The 14932-nt window shown below is 42.5% G+C and carries 13 protein-coding genes; 6 read left to right on the forward strand and 7 right to left on the reverse strand.

From position 1 onward, the window contains the following. The first annotated feature begins 176 nt into the window (after positions 1–176). Positions 177–1196, forward strand: a complete 1020-nt coding sequence (locus BZG42_RS01040; protein WP_165437180.1) for a YeiH family protein — start codon at positions 177–179, stop codon at positions 1194–1196. A 193-nt stretch (positions 1197–1389) separates the two neighbouring features. On the opposite strand, the gene BZG42_RS01045 is transcribed toward BZG42_RS01040, so the two are convergent. The 3 genes from BZG42_RS01045 to BZG42_RS01055 all read right to left on the reverse strand — a co-directional run bounded on the left by BZG42_RS01045 (position 1390) and on the right by BZG42_RS01055 (position 5060). Continuing rightward, entirely contained in the window at positions 1390–3012 is a 1623-nt protein-coding gene (locus BZG42_RS01045; protein ID WP_155995553.1) for a hypothetical protein, read from the reverse strand. A 9-nt stretch (positions 3013–3021) separates the two neighbouring features. Further along, the gene (locus BZG42_RS01050) at positions 3022–3720 is read right to left on the reverse strand and encodes an ABC transporter ATP-binding protein (RefSeq protein WP_155962855.1); all 699 of its coding nucleotides are present in this window, start codon (positions 3718–3720) and stop codon (positions 3022–3024) included. 173 nt (positions 3721–3893) lie between these two features. Further along, complete coding sequence (locus BZG42_RS01055; RefSeq protein WP_155995551.1) at positions 3894–5060, reverse strand: NAD(P)/FAD-dependent oxidoreductase; 1167 nt, start codon at positions 5058–5060, stop codon at positions 3894–3896. 152 nt (positions 5061–5212) lie between these two features. Here BZG42_RS01055 and BZG42_RS01060 point away from each other — a divergent pair, with 152 nt between their 5' ends. Further along, positions 5213–5710 carry a DUF536 domain-containing protein gene (locus BZG42_RS01060; RefSeq protein WP_024531435.1) on the forward strand — a complete coding sequence of 166 codons (498 nt, stop codon included), beginning with the start codon at positions 5213–5215 and terminating at the stop codon, positions 5708–5710. 50 nt (positions 5711–5760) lie between these two features. On the opposite strand, the gene BZG42_RS01065 is transcribed toward BZG42_RS01060, so the two are convergent. After that, a complete protein-coding gene (locus BZG42_RS01065; RefSeq protein WP_155995549.1) occupies positions 5761–6324 on the reverse strand; it encodes a GNAT family N-acetyltransferase in 564 nt (187 codons plus the stop codon). A gap of 87 nt (positions 6325–6411) precedes the next feature. Between BZG42_RS01065 and BZG42_RS01070 the strand changes: the two genes are divergently transcribed. Next, positions 6412–8172, forward strand: coding sequence for a glycerophosphodiester phosphodiesterase (locus BZG42_RS01070; protein WP_155971164.1), 1761 nt, complete (start codon positions 6412–6414; stop codon positions 8170–8172). A 46-nt stretch (positions 8173–8218) separates the two neighbouring features. On the opposite strand, the gene BZG42_RS01075 is transcribed toward BZG42_RS01070, so the two are convergent. Further along, a complete protein-coding gene (locus tag BZG42_RS01075; protein ID WP_024531438.1) occupies positions 8219–8518 on the reverse strand; it encodes a YbaB/EbfC family nucleoid-associated protein in 300 nt (99 codons plus the stop codon). A 185-nt stretch (positions 8519–8703) separates the two neighbouring features. On the opposite strand from BZG42_RS01075, the gene BZG42_RS01080 reads away from it, so the two are divergent. Next, positions 8704–9873 carry an SIS domain-containing protein gene (locus BZG42_RS01080; RefSeq protein WP_155970271.1) on the forward strand — a complete coding sequence of 390 codons (1170 nt, stop codon included), beginning with the start codon at positions 8704–8706 and terminating at the stop codon, positions 9871–9873. A 285-nt stretch (positions 9874–10158) separates the two neighbouring features. Here the strand turns inward: BZG42_RS01080 and BZG42_RS01085 are convergent, their stop codons facing one another. Continuing rightward, complete coding sequence (locus tag BZG42_RS01085; RefSeq protein ID WP_155995547.1) at positions 10159–12429, reverse strand: Xaa-Pro dipeptidyl-peptidase; 2271 nt, start codon at positions 12427–12429, stop codon at positions 10159–10161. 389 nt (positions 12430–12818) lie between these two features. Between BZG42_RS01085 and BZG42_RS01090 the strand changes: the two genes are divergently transcribed. Both BZG42_RS01090 and BZG42_RS01095 read left to right on the forward strand, forming a co-directional pair. After that, positions 12819–13547, forward strand: coding sequence for a CppA N-terminal domain-containing protein (locus BZG42_RS01090; RefSeq protein ID WP_155965160.1), 729 nt, complete (start codon positions 12819–12821; stop codon positions 13545–13547). Beyond that, positions 13544–14494, forward strand: coding sequence for a serine hydrolase domain-containing protein (locus tag BZG42_RS01095; RefSeq protein ID WP_155995545.1), 951 nt, complete (start codon positions 13544–13546; stop codon positions 14492–14494). Before BZG42_RS01090 ends, BZG42_RS01095 begins: the two co-directional genes overlap by 4 nt. A 157-nt stretch (positions 14495–14651) precedes the next feature. Here BZG42_RS01095 and BZG42_RS01100 read toward each other — a convergent pair whose 3' ends face one another. Then, the gene (locus tag BZG42_RS01100) at positions 14652–14861 is read right to left on the reverse strand and encodes a hypothetical protein (protein ID WP_155962845.1); all 210 of its coding nucleotides are present in this window, start codon (positions 14859–14861) and stop codon (positions 14652–14654) included. Positions 14862–14932 lie beyond the last annotated feature (71 nt).

Raw genomic sequence — 14932 nt, forward strand, 5'->3', positions numbered from 1 at the left:
ATAGGCACCTATTTTTCCCTAGCCGATATGAGTGGAATCATGGTATGAGTTGAAAAACAGTTATCATTATGAGAGAATGAGAAGATGGTTTCTCAGTGCATGCATGAAATAACCATACTCAATGAAAATCAAAAACAGATGAGTAAGTGTGTACTGGTTCTAGAAGGGAGTTATTGATGAAAGAAAATACCAAAGGTGTCGGACTTTGCTTCTTACTGGCTTTGTTGGGGCAATGGTTAGGTGGACTATTGCCGTTAGTGGGTGGTTCTGTCTTAGCTCTCCTAATCGGCCTGTTCTTAAACCCCTATATACCTAGAGAAAGTACCTTTCAGTCAGGCTTGACTTTTACTTCCAAGAAGCTCCTACAATATGCAGTAGTTTTCTTAGGATTTGGACTAAATTTGTCAGTAGTCTTTGCAGTCGGACAACAATCGCTTCCGATTATTCTTTCTACTATCAGTCTAGCCTTGTGTTTGGCTTTTCTGATGTGGAAATACTTACCAATCTCAGCGCATTTAGCAACGCTGATTGGTGTAGGGACTTCTATTTGTGGAGGCTCAGCTATTGCGGCGACCGCACCGATTATCAAGGCAGATGATGAGGAAGTAGCTCAGGCCATTTCCGTTATCTTCTTGTTTAACATCCTAGCTGCCTTGCTTTTTCCCAGCTTGGCAACCTGGCTCGGTTTCTCGACAGATTCAGGTCAGGCCTTTGGGATGTTCGCTGGAACAGCGGTCAATGATACGTCCTCGGTGACAGCAGCAGCTTCTACTTGGGATGGGCTGCATGGACTGGGGAGTCAGACTCTGGATACTGCGGTGATGGTCAAGTTGACACGCACCTTAGCGATTATTCCTATTACGACAGGCTTGGCCATCTGGCAAACCCGTGGCAAGACGGTAAACGCAGACAGGAAGTCGCTCTTGGCAAACTTTCCGACTTTTATCCTATATTTTATTTTAGCTAGTTTGGTGACAACAGTGGCAAGTGCATGTGGTGTCGGTCCCGAGGTATTTGCCCCTCTCAAACACCTATCCAAGTTTTTCATCTGTATGGCTATGGCAGCAATCGGCTTGCGAACCAATCTCATCAACCTACTGAAAAAAGGTCGCTCAGCTCTCCTAGTTGGTCTAGCCTGCTGGATTGGAATTACGGTACTAACCTTGGGATTACAAGCAGCATTGGGAATATGGTAATAGTCTACGAAAATTGAATAGAAATAAAGAGGTTGGGACAATAGTCCAATCTCATATATAAAAAGCGAACAAACCAAGATTCTGATTGTCAGAAAACTAGTTTTGTTCGCTTTTTTTGTTCAATTCTAGATCTAAAGGATGATAATTGAGATTTTCAAAATTGAAAAACTTTTTGTCCCACGCTCTTTTACCATTATGTTTTCAGTCGGAAGGTTTTTGGTGCTTTCTTTAGCAGTAGCCAGTATCCAATGGCTACATAGGCAAGCATCCCCAGAGAAACCAATAAAATGTAGGTCTGGCTGCTGATTCTTAGCCGGGTATTGAGATAGGCGATCCAGTAGAGAGCACCACTGAGGAAACGATAGACAGGGTTGACCACTTCCATGTCCTTGGTAAAGGGTTGGAGGATGTAATAAATAAACAAATCATGGAAGGAAAAGAGTGCGGTCAGGCTGGTGAGAAGAAGCGCTGTCAACAGGTAGCTTGAGAGAGGAAGACTGGCGCGAGTCAAGATAAGCAGACTCAGCAATAAACTTCCAGAAAAACAAGCATTCCATTTTGCAGTCTGAGCAAAACGATAGTTAAAACCAGCGATAATGGTCTTTGGCTCACGATAAAATGGATAATGAAGCATAGAAATGTCGCAGTTAACAAAGACCATTTGGGCAACAGCCTTCCCCATAGAGGCAACGTACATAATCATAAAAGCAAATGGAAGAGCCGCAATATAGTCAGTATTTGCTATCTTAAAATCAGCCTTGAAAAACCAGATAATAGCTTCCAAACTAAGTAGAATAGCTAGAAGCAAAACCAGACGAAACCGCAATTTTTTGAATAGGATGGAGTGGTAGCGGTCAAATAGCAGAGCATTTAAGTAAGTCATGCCAGACAGATGGGATAGATCTTTTCCTTTGTCTAAGCTCAGCTTATCTTGCATTTGCAGTCCTTGACGAGTATAATCATTGCCCTTTGTTAATTCCGCAATTTTCTTGTCCATCTGCAACGATTCGTCCATACAATGTTGAAGATAATCTAGATGATTGGTCTGCTTCTTCAAATAACGATAGCCAGCCCAGATTAAAAAAGCTTGACATGCTAGAGCTAGCAAAAGGAATTTGCTAGAGAGTTGATTTTTAAAGAAGAACAGAAGTCCAAGAATAAGGAAAGCACTAATCATAATCCCCCATGACTGCCAAGAATTTTGACGGACCAGTATGCGACGATTAAATAATAAGCGATTAGCAGCGTGTCCAGCAAAATGCCCAGCTGGAATCGTTAATAGTCCCACAGGGAAATAAATCCATTCCCCTGTAGAAAAGCAGTATACCAAAAGAGCAGGAAGATAGTAAAGGCTTGTCAGGATAGGCTCTACAAAGAGCTGACTTTGGAGAAAACTAGAGTGAGATAGATCGAAATTCTGCATAAATTCCCGGTCGGCTTTGGCGATAAAAGGCTCAAAACCCTTGCTAAAGCGATAGCCGTAGCCGACAAAAATCATCCAGGAAGTAAAGCCCAAAAGCCAGACAGTTTCTTGATGGTGGAGTGGAGCAGAATTTTTTTGTAATAGGTTGACCACAAAGGTGGCAATGCCAAAATAAATAGCCAACCAAATTCCTTTTACAAAGAGCCGACTAGGAATGGTCAGAAAGTGGAGAACAAAGAAAAGACCAGACTTGAAATCGTAAGCTTTAAAAATTGTTGCTGGAATCTTCTTGCCCAGTAACGGGAGTTTTCTTAAGTAATAGAAAAATCCATTTATAGACCGAAAAAGATTGTACTTTTCTCGATACCAAAAATAACGCAGTATAGTTTTCATATCAACCTCCTATTCAGCTGTCAGAAGGTCCACGATTTCCTTTTCAAAGTCAGGATCGTGCAATTTATCACTCGAAACAGCCTGCAATTCTCTATGATGAAGAAGAACAATCTCGTCGCAGAGGTCTTGGGCTAATTGTAGAACATGGGTGGAGAAAATGATAACAGAATCCTTTTTTGCCTCGCGGATTAACTGCTTAAACTCATGTGCAGCTACCGGATCAAAGGAAGTCAATGGCTCATCTAACAAGAGAACGGTAGGCTGGACAATCAAGGATAGGAGCAACTGAACCTTATTTTGCATTCCATGGGAAAAATCTTTTAGCAAGCGGTGTTGGTCATTTTCTTCAATACCAACCAAGCTCAGCCATTCCTCGGGGCTAAGATGCGATTTAAGCTGGTTTTTGTGAATATCCATGTAAAAACGAATAAACTCAAAAGCTGTCATAAAAGCAGGCAACTGAGGATGGGTTTGTGTAAAACCGATGTCTGTATTCTCATAGTCATGAGTCTGCCCGTCTTCAAAAAAGTAAATACTGCCACTGTCCAAGGTCAAATTACGGGCGATACAGTTAAAAAGCGTTGTTTTACCAGCTCCATTCCTTCCCAACAAGCCATAAATTTTCCCTTTTTCAAACTGAAAAGAAGCACCTTCTAGAATAATCTTATGATCAAATTTTTTTGAAACAGATGATAAATGTAGCTGCATGGGGATCCTCCTTGTTACATTGTTATAAATCTATCATACAACAAAAAACAAAAAAATTCAAGCAAAGTTTGCTTGAATATCTAGTAATAGGCACGAAAATAGCCAGCCGAATGAGGACACATAATTATGGGATGGAAACTTGAATAACCAAACCTAAAAGTAGCTTATCCAAGCTATGAACTGCCCGCTACCCAGCCGGTTGCCAAACAGTAGGTGATGTTGAACCCACCTGTGTGAGCATTGATATCCAGAACTTCCCCCGCAAAGTGCAGACCGGGAACTTTTTTACTCTCCAGAGTTTTAGGGTTGATTTCTTTGAGATCAATGCCTCCCTTAGTAACAAAGGATTTTGCCAAAGACATTTTACCGCTAATTTGAATCGGTAAGGTTTTGAGGTGCTTGAGGAGGCTGGCTAATTCTTTATGAGTCACCTGCTTGACCTTACAATCATGAGACTCTGCGAAAAAATCGGCCAACCGCTCCGGCATGAGCTCCCGGAGTGCATTCTTAACGGATTTTTCCCGATTTTTTTCCAAATGCTCAGCCAAATCTTGCTCAGAATAAGCTGGCAATATGTCTAAAAAGACGGTTTCTCCACCCTTAATAAAACTTGACAAGCGAAGGGCAGCAGGACCGGACAAACCAAAGTGGGTAAAAAGTAAGTCATGAGTGATGATATGTTTGCCATAGGTAAGAGTGACATCGTCCAAAGAAATGCCCTGGAGTTTTTTGTGGGGGAAATCGGTCAAAATCGGACTTTCAGCAGCTTCAATATCCGTAACCTCAAGGTTAAAATGCCGAGCGATGTCGTGACCGAAACCAGTCGATCCAGTAGAAGGATAGGTTTTACCACCAGTAGTGACAATCAGCTGAGGAGCAGTAAAGGTTTCTGTAGCAGTCTTGACATGAAAGAGCTCACCCACCTTGCGGACGGAGACAACTTCCGTCCCTGTGTGAATCTCCACTCCATTTTCTAGCATCTTCATCTCAAGGCACTTGATAATCGTTTGGGAACGATCAGTAGTCGGAAAGACACGACCGTGGTCTTCTACCTTGAGTTGGACTCCATTTTCTTGGAAAAAATGAATAATATCATGATTGTCAAATTGAGAAAAAACGCTGTATAAAAACCGACCATTACCAGGAATACCAGCTAACAGGTCTTCTAGTGTCCCATTGTTGGTGACATTGCACCGTCCACCACCGGTTCCGGCCAATTTCTTACCCAATCGCTTATTTTTCTCAAGGAGCAAGGTTTTTTTACCATAAAAACTCGCAGCAATCGCCGCCATCATACCAGCGGGTCCTGCTCCGATAATAATTGTATCTACTGTATTCATGCCTTTATTGTACCATAAAATACCAGAGGTGACAGCTGATCCTTTTTTGGTGTCAGAAATGCCTTGATTATTCCCATAAATTTGACAGGGATAGGCTTCTGTGGTAATATTTTAGTGATATAAACTAGAGGAATACAAGTACCGAGGATATTATGGGAATCGAAAAGACAGTCAGCGAGTTAGCTGAGATTTTGGGAGTGAGCCGTCAGGCTATGAACAACCGAGTAAAATCACTTCCGGAAGAGTTTGTAGAAAAAAATGACAAGGGGGTGACCGTTGTCAATCGTGCTGGCTTGATTAAGTTGGAGGAAATCTACAAAACAACCATTTTTGAAGATGAGCCGATTAGTGATGAAGTCAAGCACCGTGAACTAATGGAGATTTTAGTTGACGAGAAGAATGCTGAAATCATTCGCCTCTACAGCCAATTAAAAGCTAAGGATAAGCAGCTTGCAGAAAAAGATGAACAGTTGCGCGTGAAAGATGTGCAAATTGCAGAAAAAGACAAGCAACTAGATCAGCAACAACAACTGACGCTTAAAGCCATGGCAGATAAGGAAGTTCTCAAGCTGGAGCTAGATGAAGTCAAGGCACAAGCAGAGGAAGGGCAGCAAGCTAAGAGTTTTTTTGCTCGTTTGTTTGGAAAATAAAATCAATTCGTTACAAAAAAAGTTGAAGTTGGATGATAATCTATCCAGCTTCAACTTTTTTGTTGCCTTTTTTCAATCTGTAAAGTCCACTCTTCCCTCAATATACCATATTTGACAGAATCCCAGTAATGTCCTTGCCAGTAGCGAACTTTTCGGATTTGAGCCTCCTTCACCATCCCAATTTTTTCAGCAGCTCGCATCATACGGTGGTTCCCAGACCAAGTGGTGAGGCCAATATGCTCCAAGTTGATAGTCGTTTTGAAAATCTGTCCCACCCACATATCAAGAGCTTTTGTACCGTAGCCACCATTCCAATATTGCTCATCGTAGATGACGATACCGATTTCTAGCCAACGGGTCTTTTCATCCTCCCAATGCTGGGTAACGATCCCTATTGGTTGCTGGTCAATGAAGATTCCCCAAACGTTGTGTGCTAAGTGGAAGTCATACATCCTACTCATCCGAAAAGCCTCGAAGTCAGGATACATCTGGTAATCTTCAAAATAGGGGCCATCCCATTTTTTCCATTCAGGTTGGGACTGGCTATAACCGATTTGCCAAATCTGATACAACTGAGTCTCTATCAGCGGAGCAATTGTCACTACTTGGGTCATAATTTTTCCTCCTATGTCAATACCGTACCATTGTAACATAGATAAATAAGGCTTGCAATTCCTACCAAAATGTGGGACACTAGAATCATGAATAAATTACAACGAGAATTTCAAAAAATGTATTACAATCTGGACAAGATTCTCCTTCTTTTTTGTACTCTCTTCACCGTGATGGAGTTTGTCTGGATACCACTCAACTCTTGGATTTCTGAAGGATTATTGGCTATGACGGGCTATGCCTATCTCTCCCCGACCAATCTACTATCAGTTCTTTCGGAAAATCTTTTTGTGACAGGGCTCTTTCTGCTCCTATTTCTTATAAACATAGCCATTGCTTACTTGGAGTTAGCTCTGTTATTTACAGGGGTCTGGCACCTATTGGATGAAAAAGTGAAGCACCTACCGGACTATATGCGAGATGTACGAGATAGTATGTTAGCAATTATCCGTCATAGCAGCGTTGCAAAGGTACTATTTCTCCTTTTATATTCAGTCATTCTCCTACCGTTTTTACGACGAATTTTAAATATTTACTATTTTAACAAAATTGTCGTGCCACAATTTATCCTAGACTACCTGTTAGATACACCTTGGGTAGCAGCAGTCATTGTGATTACCCTCCTCGTTTTTTTCTGGCTAGCGACCCGGTTTATGTATGCCTTGCCGGAAATTTATTTTACACACAGAAGTGTCAAGGAGTCCATTGCCTACTCATGGGAGAAGACCAAGGGATGGCAACAAGTGGAATCATTGGTTAACCTTATCTGGCTAATCACCTTTCCTGTCCTCCTCTTTACAGGAGTGGGCTTTCTCCTCTATGTTGTACAGGTCTTATTTGATAACTATTTACCAAGCATTTCCATTGGTCTAGTAGTCATTTCCTACACGCTACTAAAGTTGCTCTATTATGGCATAATCGCCCTGTTTATGATTGGATTTGTCAGCCTCTTGACAGGAAAACAGTTACCTATCTATCGCCGCAAACGCCTGCGCCACGGACTGCGTTTAGTCATCTTATTGCTCTCTGGCCTATTTTTTGGAATTCAAGGTGTCCTGACCCTCTATTATCCATTCCACACCCTACCAGTCACCATTTCTCATAGAGGAGTGGATGATGGCAATGCTGTGCAGAACTCTGTGGAAGGACTGGAAAAAACATCTAGACTCAAACCAGATTATATCGAGATGGATGTTCAGGAGACCAAGGATGGTCAATTTGTTGTCATGCATGATACAGATCTATTGGCTTTAACGGGCAATCCCGGAGGGACACACGATTATACCCTAGCAGAGTTGACAGCAATGACTGCATCAGAAAATGGCTTGACAGCTCCGGTTCCTTCTTTTGACACCTATCTAGACAAAGCCGATGAGCTGGGGCAAAAATTATTAGTGGAAATCAAGGTGACCAAGGCCGATTCGCCAAACCTAACACGAAACTTTCTGAAAAAATACGGGAGTCGCTTGCTTGCCAAGGGGCATCAAATGCAGTCCTTAGATTATCAGACGATTGCTGACATCAAGCAGTATGACGAACAACTTGTTTCTTTATTTATATTACCTTTTAACTCCATTTATCCAACAACGGTTGCAGATGGTTACACCATGGAATACACTTCCTTGGACAAACACTTTATGCTAAAATCTTGGTTCCGTGGTAAATCAGTCTATGCTTGGACACCCAATAATCGAGAAACGATGACGAAGATGGTCTTGTTACAAGTTGACGGTATTATTACAGATAAAATGACCGAGTTGAAAAAACTGATGGAAGAACTTCAGACCGAATATCACTATGCTGACCTTTTCTTCCTACAATTCCAGTCTTTACTATACAACTTTGAATAAACACAATAAAAGACGCGAAGGTTGGACCCAATCGCGTCTTTTGGCATTAGAATGGCAATTTACCAGCAAAAGCACCAAGTTTTTTCTGTGTTTCATCATCAATTTTTGCAAGAGCAGCATTGACGGCTTGTAGTGTCATATCCTGCAAGGTTTCAAGATCGTCTGCATCAACGACTTCCGGTTTAAAGTCGATAGAAACCAACTTTTTATCACCAGAAAAGGTCGCTCTTACCAAGTCTTGAGCAGATGTACCTGTAAATTGAGCAGCAGCCAATTCAGCTTGGCTCTTCTCCATTTGCTTTTGCATTTTTTGAGCCTGTTTCATCAGATTTTGCATATTCATCATAAGCCAATAGTCTCCTTAAAGTAACTTGTCAAGCTATTATACACTATTTCTAGGAAGTTTGGTAGTTTTGTGAGAAAGAAGGTTAGCCTGTCTTAATATATTAACCTATTTTTTGATTGACTTTAAAGGATACATTCGCTATAATAAAAGAAAAAGTGGTTATAACCAGATACCAAGGAGAAGTTATGTTTCGTTTAGAAAAAGAAGAACTCGAACGATTGGGCGCTATTATTACAGCAAAAGAGATTTTCCAGCAGCCCAGTCTGTGGAAGGAAGTCTATCAGTTGTACGTAGAGAAGTTGGAAGTCATTGAACGCTTTCTTGCTGACCTCAAGGAAAAACATGATAGTCTCCATGTTATATTTACCGGTGCAGGAACTTCTGATTTCGTAGGTCAAAGTATTGTCAATTATCTTAATCAAGTCAACGATCTGAAGCACATTCGCTTTTCTGCTATCGGGACGGTTGAACTAGTTGGACGTCCCCATGATTACCTTCAAGCAGATCTTCCGACTGTCTTGGTATCCTTTGCTCGTTCTGGCAATTCACCTGAGAGCTTGGCAGCCGTAGAAGTAGCAAAACAACTCATCAATCAACTCTACCAAGTCACCATTACCTGCGCTCCAGAAGGAAAGCTTGCTCTTGTAGCTAAAGGAGATGCAGAAAATCTCCTACTCTTGCAGCCATCAGGCTCTAACGATAAAGGTTTTGCCATGACAGGGAGCTATAGTTGCATGGCACTAACAGCACTTTTGGTCTTTTCACCAGCTAGTCAGGCAGAAAAGGCAGACTGGGTAGAGACGATTGTCCGTCTGGGTCAGGATGTTTTAGATCGTGAAGACTATGTGCAGGAATTGATAAACCTTGACTTTGAGCGCGTGATTTATCTGGGTGCCGGTGGTTTTTATGGACTTGCCCATGAGGCTCAGTTGAAAATCCTTGAGCTAACAGCAGGTAAAATTGCGACCCTGTACGAATCACCACTTGGCTTTCGCCATGGACCAAAATCCTTCATCAACGATAAAACCCTCGTCTTCTTATTTGTCTCAAATGATGCCTATACCCGCCAGTACGATATTGACTTGCTCAATGAAGTTCATGGAGATGGTATAGCAACTCGGACAGTTGCTCTTTCAGCAAGTCCATTAGAAGGAACGACAGCTCCAAGCTTTGTTTTGGCAGAAGGCGGTGCAAATCTACCAGATGTGTGCTTAACCTTCCCCTATATCATCTTTGCCCAAACCGTATCCATCATGGCGGCTATCAAATGTGAAAACTTACCAGATACACCATCACCGACCGGCACAGTCAATCGTGTGGTACAAGGAGTTATCATCCACCCGCTAGAAAACTAGAAGAAAATGAGTCATAACCCACTTTAGATTGAAGAAAAAGTCCAGTTTGGACAAACTCTTCAATCTTTTTTTGCAGTCGGCAGTAAAAAACTCCCAGAAATGTTGGAATAATAACATTTCTGAGAGTTTAATGACGAACCATAACTGAAAACTTCAAAATGATAAGAATAGCTGTTTTGATAAATCGGAATCAGGAAAAACACCTACAAACGCTCTTAGAGTATGACAGTTTGTTTTGCTGGTAAGCTAGAATCACTGTAGTGACAAGCATTGACTTACCAACAGTTAGCTATAGGGCAGTACCATGTGTGATTGGTTCAAATCAACACTGATTTGCCAGTCGTGATTATCCCGAATGGTGCATTCAAAATCAGTGGTATAGAGGATAAGGCGGAGTTTGTCGCCTTTTTTCAATTTGTAGATTGTCGGTTGCAAGTCCCAACCAATCGTCATCCACTGGTCTGGGACAACTGCTTCGACAGTCATGAGGTTAGATCGGTTTTGAAGGTTGATAAAGCCCTTAGTAATGACTCGATGAGGAGTATCTACAAAAGGAAGTTCGACCAGGTTTTCTTGGGCGTAGTAACGACCATTGTCCACGCTAGCCCGAGCTATCGGGCTAGGAATAGGTGTCAGTCGCTTCGTAGACCCCACATCCAACAGATGGGCAGACAGGAGTCCCTTGGAAAGACTAGATTTGACCTGTAACTGAAGATGAACCCTACCATTGAGATGGATGTCTCGGTCCACCTCTATATCGACAGTGATCTGATTGGCCTTATCCGTAAAGAGATCTTGATGGAAGGTAGGATAGGATTTGCAGTATGTTTCAAAGGTTTTCTCATCGTATCGGTTTTGAATAACCGCCTCCTCCTGTCCAAGTGGGAAGCGATGTTGATGGTTTCCGCCAAAAGTCTCCAAGCTGATCCAATTTTGCTCGGCTTGGTTGTCCTGCCAGATGACAGAAGGTAGTTGATAGCCATTGTCATAGCCCAGCAATTTCTGGCTGAGCAGGGCATTCATGGACTCGCGGAAGTCGATGGATTGCCAGTTGTTCATATAGACATGGGCACCATTGTGGAAAAAAAGGTGTTTCTTGACATGAGCAGGTAGGGCATGAAACATATTCCAGACATGAATCGGCTTGACGTTCCAGTCCTGTGATCCGTGGGTGAAGACCACCTCACATCTGACCTTGTCAGCTTGGAGCAAGTAGTTGCGATCCTGCCAGTATTGATTGTAGTCGCCGGTGGTACGGTCGAGAGAGTCTCGTTCGGCAGCAAGCCCCTTTTCGTAGTTCTTGCGATTGCGGAGAAAGTCGCCAGCTTGCAGGCTCTTAGAGTAGGTCAGAGCGGTCAAACTATCCAAATCTTCACCGGGATAGCCACCGGGACTGGTCACGAGACCATTTTCACGATAGTAGTCATACCAAGAAGAAATACCAGCTTCTGCGATGATAACTTCTAGCCCCTTGACACCCGTTGTCGCTAAAGCATTGGACATAGTACCTAGATAGGATAGTCCCGTTGTCGCTACCTTGCTATTTGCCCAATCAGCCTTGACCTCTAGCGAGCGCGTGTGATCTGTATAGGCTTTGCTACGACCGCCCAACCAGTCAATGACTGCCTTGTAGCCTTCTACCTGCTGATAGTCACCGGAGGTCATGTAGCCAGTGGAGCCGAGTGTCCCCACGCCTGAGACATGAAGACTGGCAAAACCACGAGCCAGGAAGTAATCATTGAGGGAGTAAGAGCTGATGTGCCCCAGTTTCTCAGTAGCAGAGCTGATAGGCAACTTGCGCTGGTCTAGTGCAAGCCTTGTAAAGCTAGGTTCCTTGACGAGGATGTCTCCAACAGGTTTTTCAGCCAACTCCCCTTCCATCTTGTGGAGAGCCTTGTCACTAGCAACTTCATTGACCCCTTGATGATAGGGACTGTTGGTAATGACAGCAGGAATTTTTCCAGCAAAATGAGGACGAAGGATCGAGACCTTAACCAAGTCGGTCTGCCCGCTCCCTGCCGTATCAATAGGTGCTTCAACATAGACCACTTCACGAATGAGATGATTGGTCGAAAAAGTTGCCAGGGATTTTCCATTGAAAAAATGATAGGTGTTCTCCTCCGGGATAAAATTATCGCTGACCAGGCGGTCAATCAAGGTATTTCCAGATTTTGTCCGAGTATTGAGCAGTTGATAGAGGTTTTCAATCAAGTGACCATAGACGATTGGAAAGTTTGTCTTCTCCACAAATTCCATCACATCGGTATAATCAAAATGAGGAACAAAACCAAGCAGTTGTAAAGCAACCTGATAAAATACCTGCTCTGTCAAATCGCAGTCCGACTGGAAAAACGTCAGCAAGTCCATATCCCAATCCGCAATCATATTGGACAAGGCAAAATCCGTATTTTCCGTCAAAAAATGACATCTTCTAACAAACGTTTCTAGATTTTTTTTACCGCTTGCCTCTGCATCCAAAGGAAAACCAACCGCAGCCAGTTCCTGTAGGCAAGTAGCACCATCTTGTTTGATGAAAGAAAATTGATTAAAACGCATACCCTCTCCTTCTTTCTTAAAATTCATCTGTATTAGCTATTATATCCGATAAGACTCCATTTGTCTAAAATTTATCAGTATTAACTACCGTTGAAAGATGAAACCATAGCCTAGGAAACTTGATACTTAGACGAGTAAAAATGGCTGTCATAAAACTAAAAAATATTAGTGAGGCAAAAAGTCCCATCAGCCAAAACTCAGCCAATTTGAGATGATTTTGACAGTAGCTTAGACTATTTTGATAGGATTTTAGTCCACTTTGTTTTTCCGCCTACCATTTCTCAGACTATCGGAGCTAAAAGTAGCCCGAAATACTATAATTATTTGTAAAATAGTGAAAATTTTTATACAATACAATATTGTAGAGTGATTGAGGAGAAAAACATATCGTGTTGAGAAAGAATGAAGCGATAGTTCCTGTTTTGCGTATCAATAACAGAGCTATCAACCTAGTATTTTTAGAAGAACATCTAGGAATGAAAAACAAATTGGAAGATGGTCCCTTTGCTGAGTTGGGGGACAGTTCAGAAGTCAAGCTCGTCTTGATGGAGTCACCAGGAACAAGGACACGTGCTGTTAGAGGGATTAAAAAACTAAACAAAATCGTGATAAAAGTAGATAATGCCTCAGAAATTGAGACCTTATTAGCCCAAGGAACTCCCTTTAGCAAACTCTATCAAGGGCAAAATGGCTATGCATTTGAAGCGGTATCTCCCGAAGGAGATACTTTCTTACTCTATGCTGAGGACTCAGTTGCTGACTTGAAAGAGATACTACCTCCTGTTCCCTTTATTGCTCAGGAAGAATTTTCAGGTCTGACTACTTTTACTGTAGAATCCATCTGGATCAATACCCCACAACCAAGTACCAGTCAAGCCTTTTATCAAGCCATCCTGCCCAACCAGACCTTCTTACGCTTTGTTCAAGCAGAAGGAGTAGACTTGCTGGCACCTGCAGAACAGGTCTGGGATTTGGACAGCGTGCGTTTCCCAGTAGAACAGAGCTTTGCTTGGACAGATTTGGAAAGTCGCTTGGGAGGTTCATTCTTTAAAGACAGGAAAGAAACCTTTATCCAGACAGTAGACCCTAGCGGTATCGAATGTTGGTTTGAAAAATGAGACAGGTGATTATTGACAACATTCTAGAGCAGATTGAACAAGGAGTCTATCCCGGAGCCAGTCTGGCTCTTTTTTCTAAGGGAAAGTGGCAGGAATATTATCTAGGGACTCTGGATGGCCAACAACCAGTCAAACCGAGCTTGACCTATGACCTAGCCTCTGTTTCCAAAGTGGTTGGGGTAGGGACTCTTGCGATTTTTTTGGTAAATAGCGGAGCTTTGGAGCTAGATAGGACCTTGCAGTCGTACTATCCAGCCTTTGCTGATAGCCGAGTAACCATCCGACAACTCCTGACCCATACTAGTGGCATTGATCCCTTTATCCCCCACCGAGATAGCCTGACTGCCGATCAACTCAAAGAAGCCATTTTACAAATCAAGGTGACCGACGATAGGCATTTTTTCTATACCGACCTCAATTTTCTCCTGCTAGGCTTTTTGTTGGAAGAGCTGACAGGCGAGTCGCTAGACAAGCTGTTTCAGCGGCATATTTTTCAGCCCTTTGGCATGATGCAAACTTCCTTTGGTCCAGTTTCAGAAGCTGTACCAACTGTTCGAGGAGCAAAGGCTGGCGTGGTTCATGATCCCAAGGCACGAGTCTTGGGACGTCATGCAGGTAGTGCGGGACTGTTTTCAACGATTGAGGACTTGCAAATCTTTTTGGAGCAGTACCTGACAGAAGATTTTGCGGCTGAGTTGACCCGAGACTATGGTTTTGATGAAAAACGTGAGCGTTCGCTAGCTTGGGATAAGAAGGGGAGTTGGTTATCGCATACAGGCTATACAGGGACCTTTATCATGTACAATCGCCCCCTACAACAAGCAGTCATCTTCCTATCCAATCGAACCTTTGAAAGGGATGAACGAACCCAATGGAAACAAGATAGAAATCAAATTATGGCTCTGATTCGTCAGACATTGGAAAAAGAAGCAGCAGAAGATTGTTAGCTCTCCTCTCAGCAGAGATGATTGTCCGATCAATCAGTCGAAAAAAGCCCCCAACTACAGCGATAGTTGGGGTACAGCATTGCTATAAGAATCTGACAATCAAAAACTAAAAAGCTGATAGGATTTGAAGTAAGCGTCGTAGACTTTGCTAGTTTTTCTAAAATTTTTTTCTCTCCTCCAAAATTAGATCACTTAACATATCTAAATCTTCAAGCGTAGCTCTTTTTTTAATGAAACTCTTGGCTTGACTGCGACCTGATATGTATAGCTTTCGTTGTCTATTCTCTTCGCTGGCATGATAGTAGCGTCTGTCCGCTTTCTTCTGCTGTTCAAGCGTAGCGTAGCCTCTCCGCTTTTTCTCTTGCATTCCCTCACCTCCGTCCTTGATTGGCATAGGAGGTGCAGAGGTCTTTCAACCTTCTACATTTAATGGTATGT

Source organism: Streptococcus sp. DAT741 (genome assembly GCF_009866825.1).
In the GTDB taxonomy this organism is placed as follows: Bacteria; Bacillota; Bacilli; order Lactobacillales; family Streptococcaceae; genus Streptococcus; species Streptococcus ruminantium.

What these genes read in the sequence shown, in the direction of transcription:
- BZG42_RS01085 (WP_155995547.1), bottom strand. Translation starts at nt 12,429, where the DNA reads ATGCGTTTTAATCAATTTTCTTTCATCAAACAAGATGGTGCTACTTGC.
- BZG42_RS01095 (WP_155995545.1), top strand. Translation starts at nt 13,544, where the DNA reads ATGAGACAGGTGATTATTGACAACATTCTAGAGCAGATTGAACAAGGA.
- BZG42_RS01100 (WP_155962845.1), bottom strand. Translation starts at nt 14,861, where the DNA reads ATGCAAGAGAAAAAGCGGAGAGGCTACGCTACGCTTGAACAGCAGAAG.
- BZG42_RS01040 (WP_165437180.1), top strand. Translation starts at nt 177, where the DNA reads ATGAAAGAAAATACCAAAGGTGTCGGACTTTGCTTCTTACTGGCTTTG.
- BZG42_RS01070 (WP_155971164.1), top strand. Translation starts at nt 6,412, where the DNA reads ATGAATAAATTACAACGAGAATTTCAAAAAATGTATTACAATCTGGAC.
- BZG42_RS01050 (WP_155962855.1), bottom strand. Translation starts at nt 3,720, where the DNA reads ATGCAGCTACATTTATCATCTGTTTCAAAAAAATTTGATCATAAGATT.
- BZG42_RS01055 (WP_155995551.1), bottom strand. Translation starts at nt 5,060, where the DNA reads ATGAATACAGTAGATACAATTATTATCGGAGCAGGACCCGCTGGTATG.
- BZG42_RS01065 (WP_155995549.1), bottom strand. Translation starts at nt 6,324, where the DNA reads ATGACCCAAGTAGTGACAATTGCTCCGCTGATAGAGACTCAGTTGTAT.
- BZG42_RS01060 (WP_024531435.1), top strand. Translation starts at nt 5,213, where the DNA reads ATGGGAATCGAAAAGACAGTCAGCGAGTTAGCTGAGATTTTGGGAGTG.
- BZG42_RS01080 (WP_155970271.1), top strand. Translation starts at nt 8,704, where the DNA reads ATGTTTCGTTTAGAAAAAGAAGAACTCGAACGATTGGGCGCTATTATT.
- BZG42_RS01075 (WP_024531438.1), bottom strand. Translation starts at nt 8,518, where the DNA reads ATGATGAATATGCAAAATCTGATGAAACAGGCTCAAAAAATGCAAAAG.
- BZG42_RS01045 (WP_155995553.1), bottom strand. Translation starts at nt 3,012, where the DNA reads ATGAAAACTATACTGCGTTATTTTTGGTATCGAGAAAAGTACAATCTT.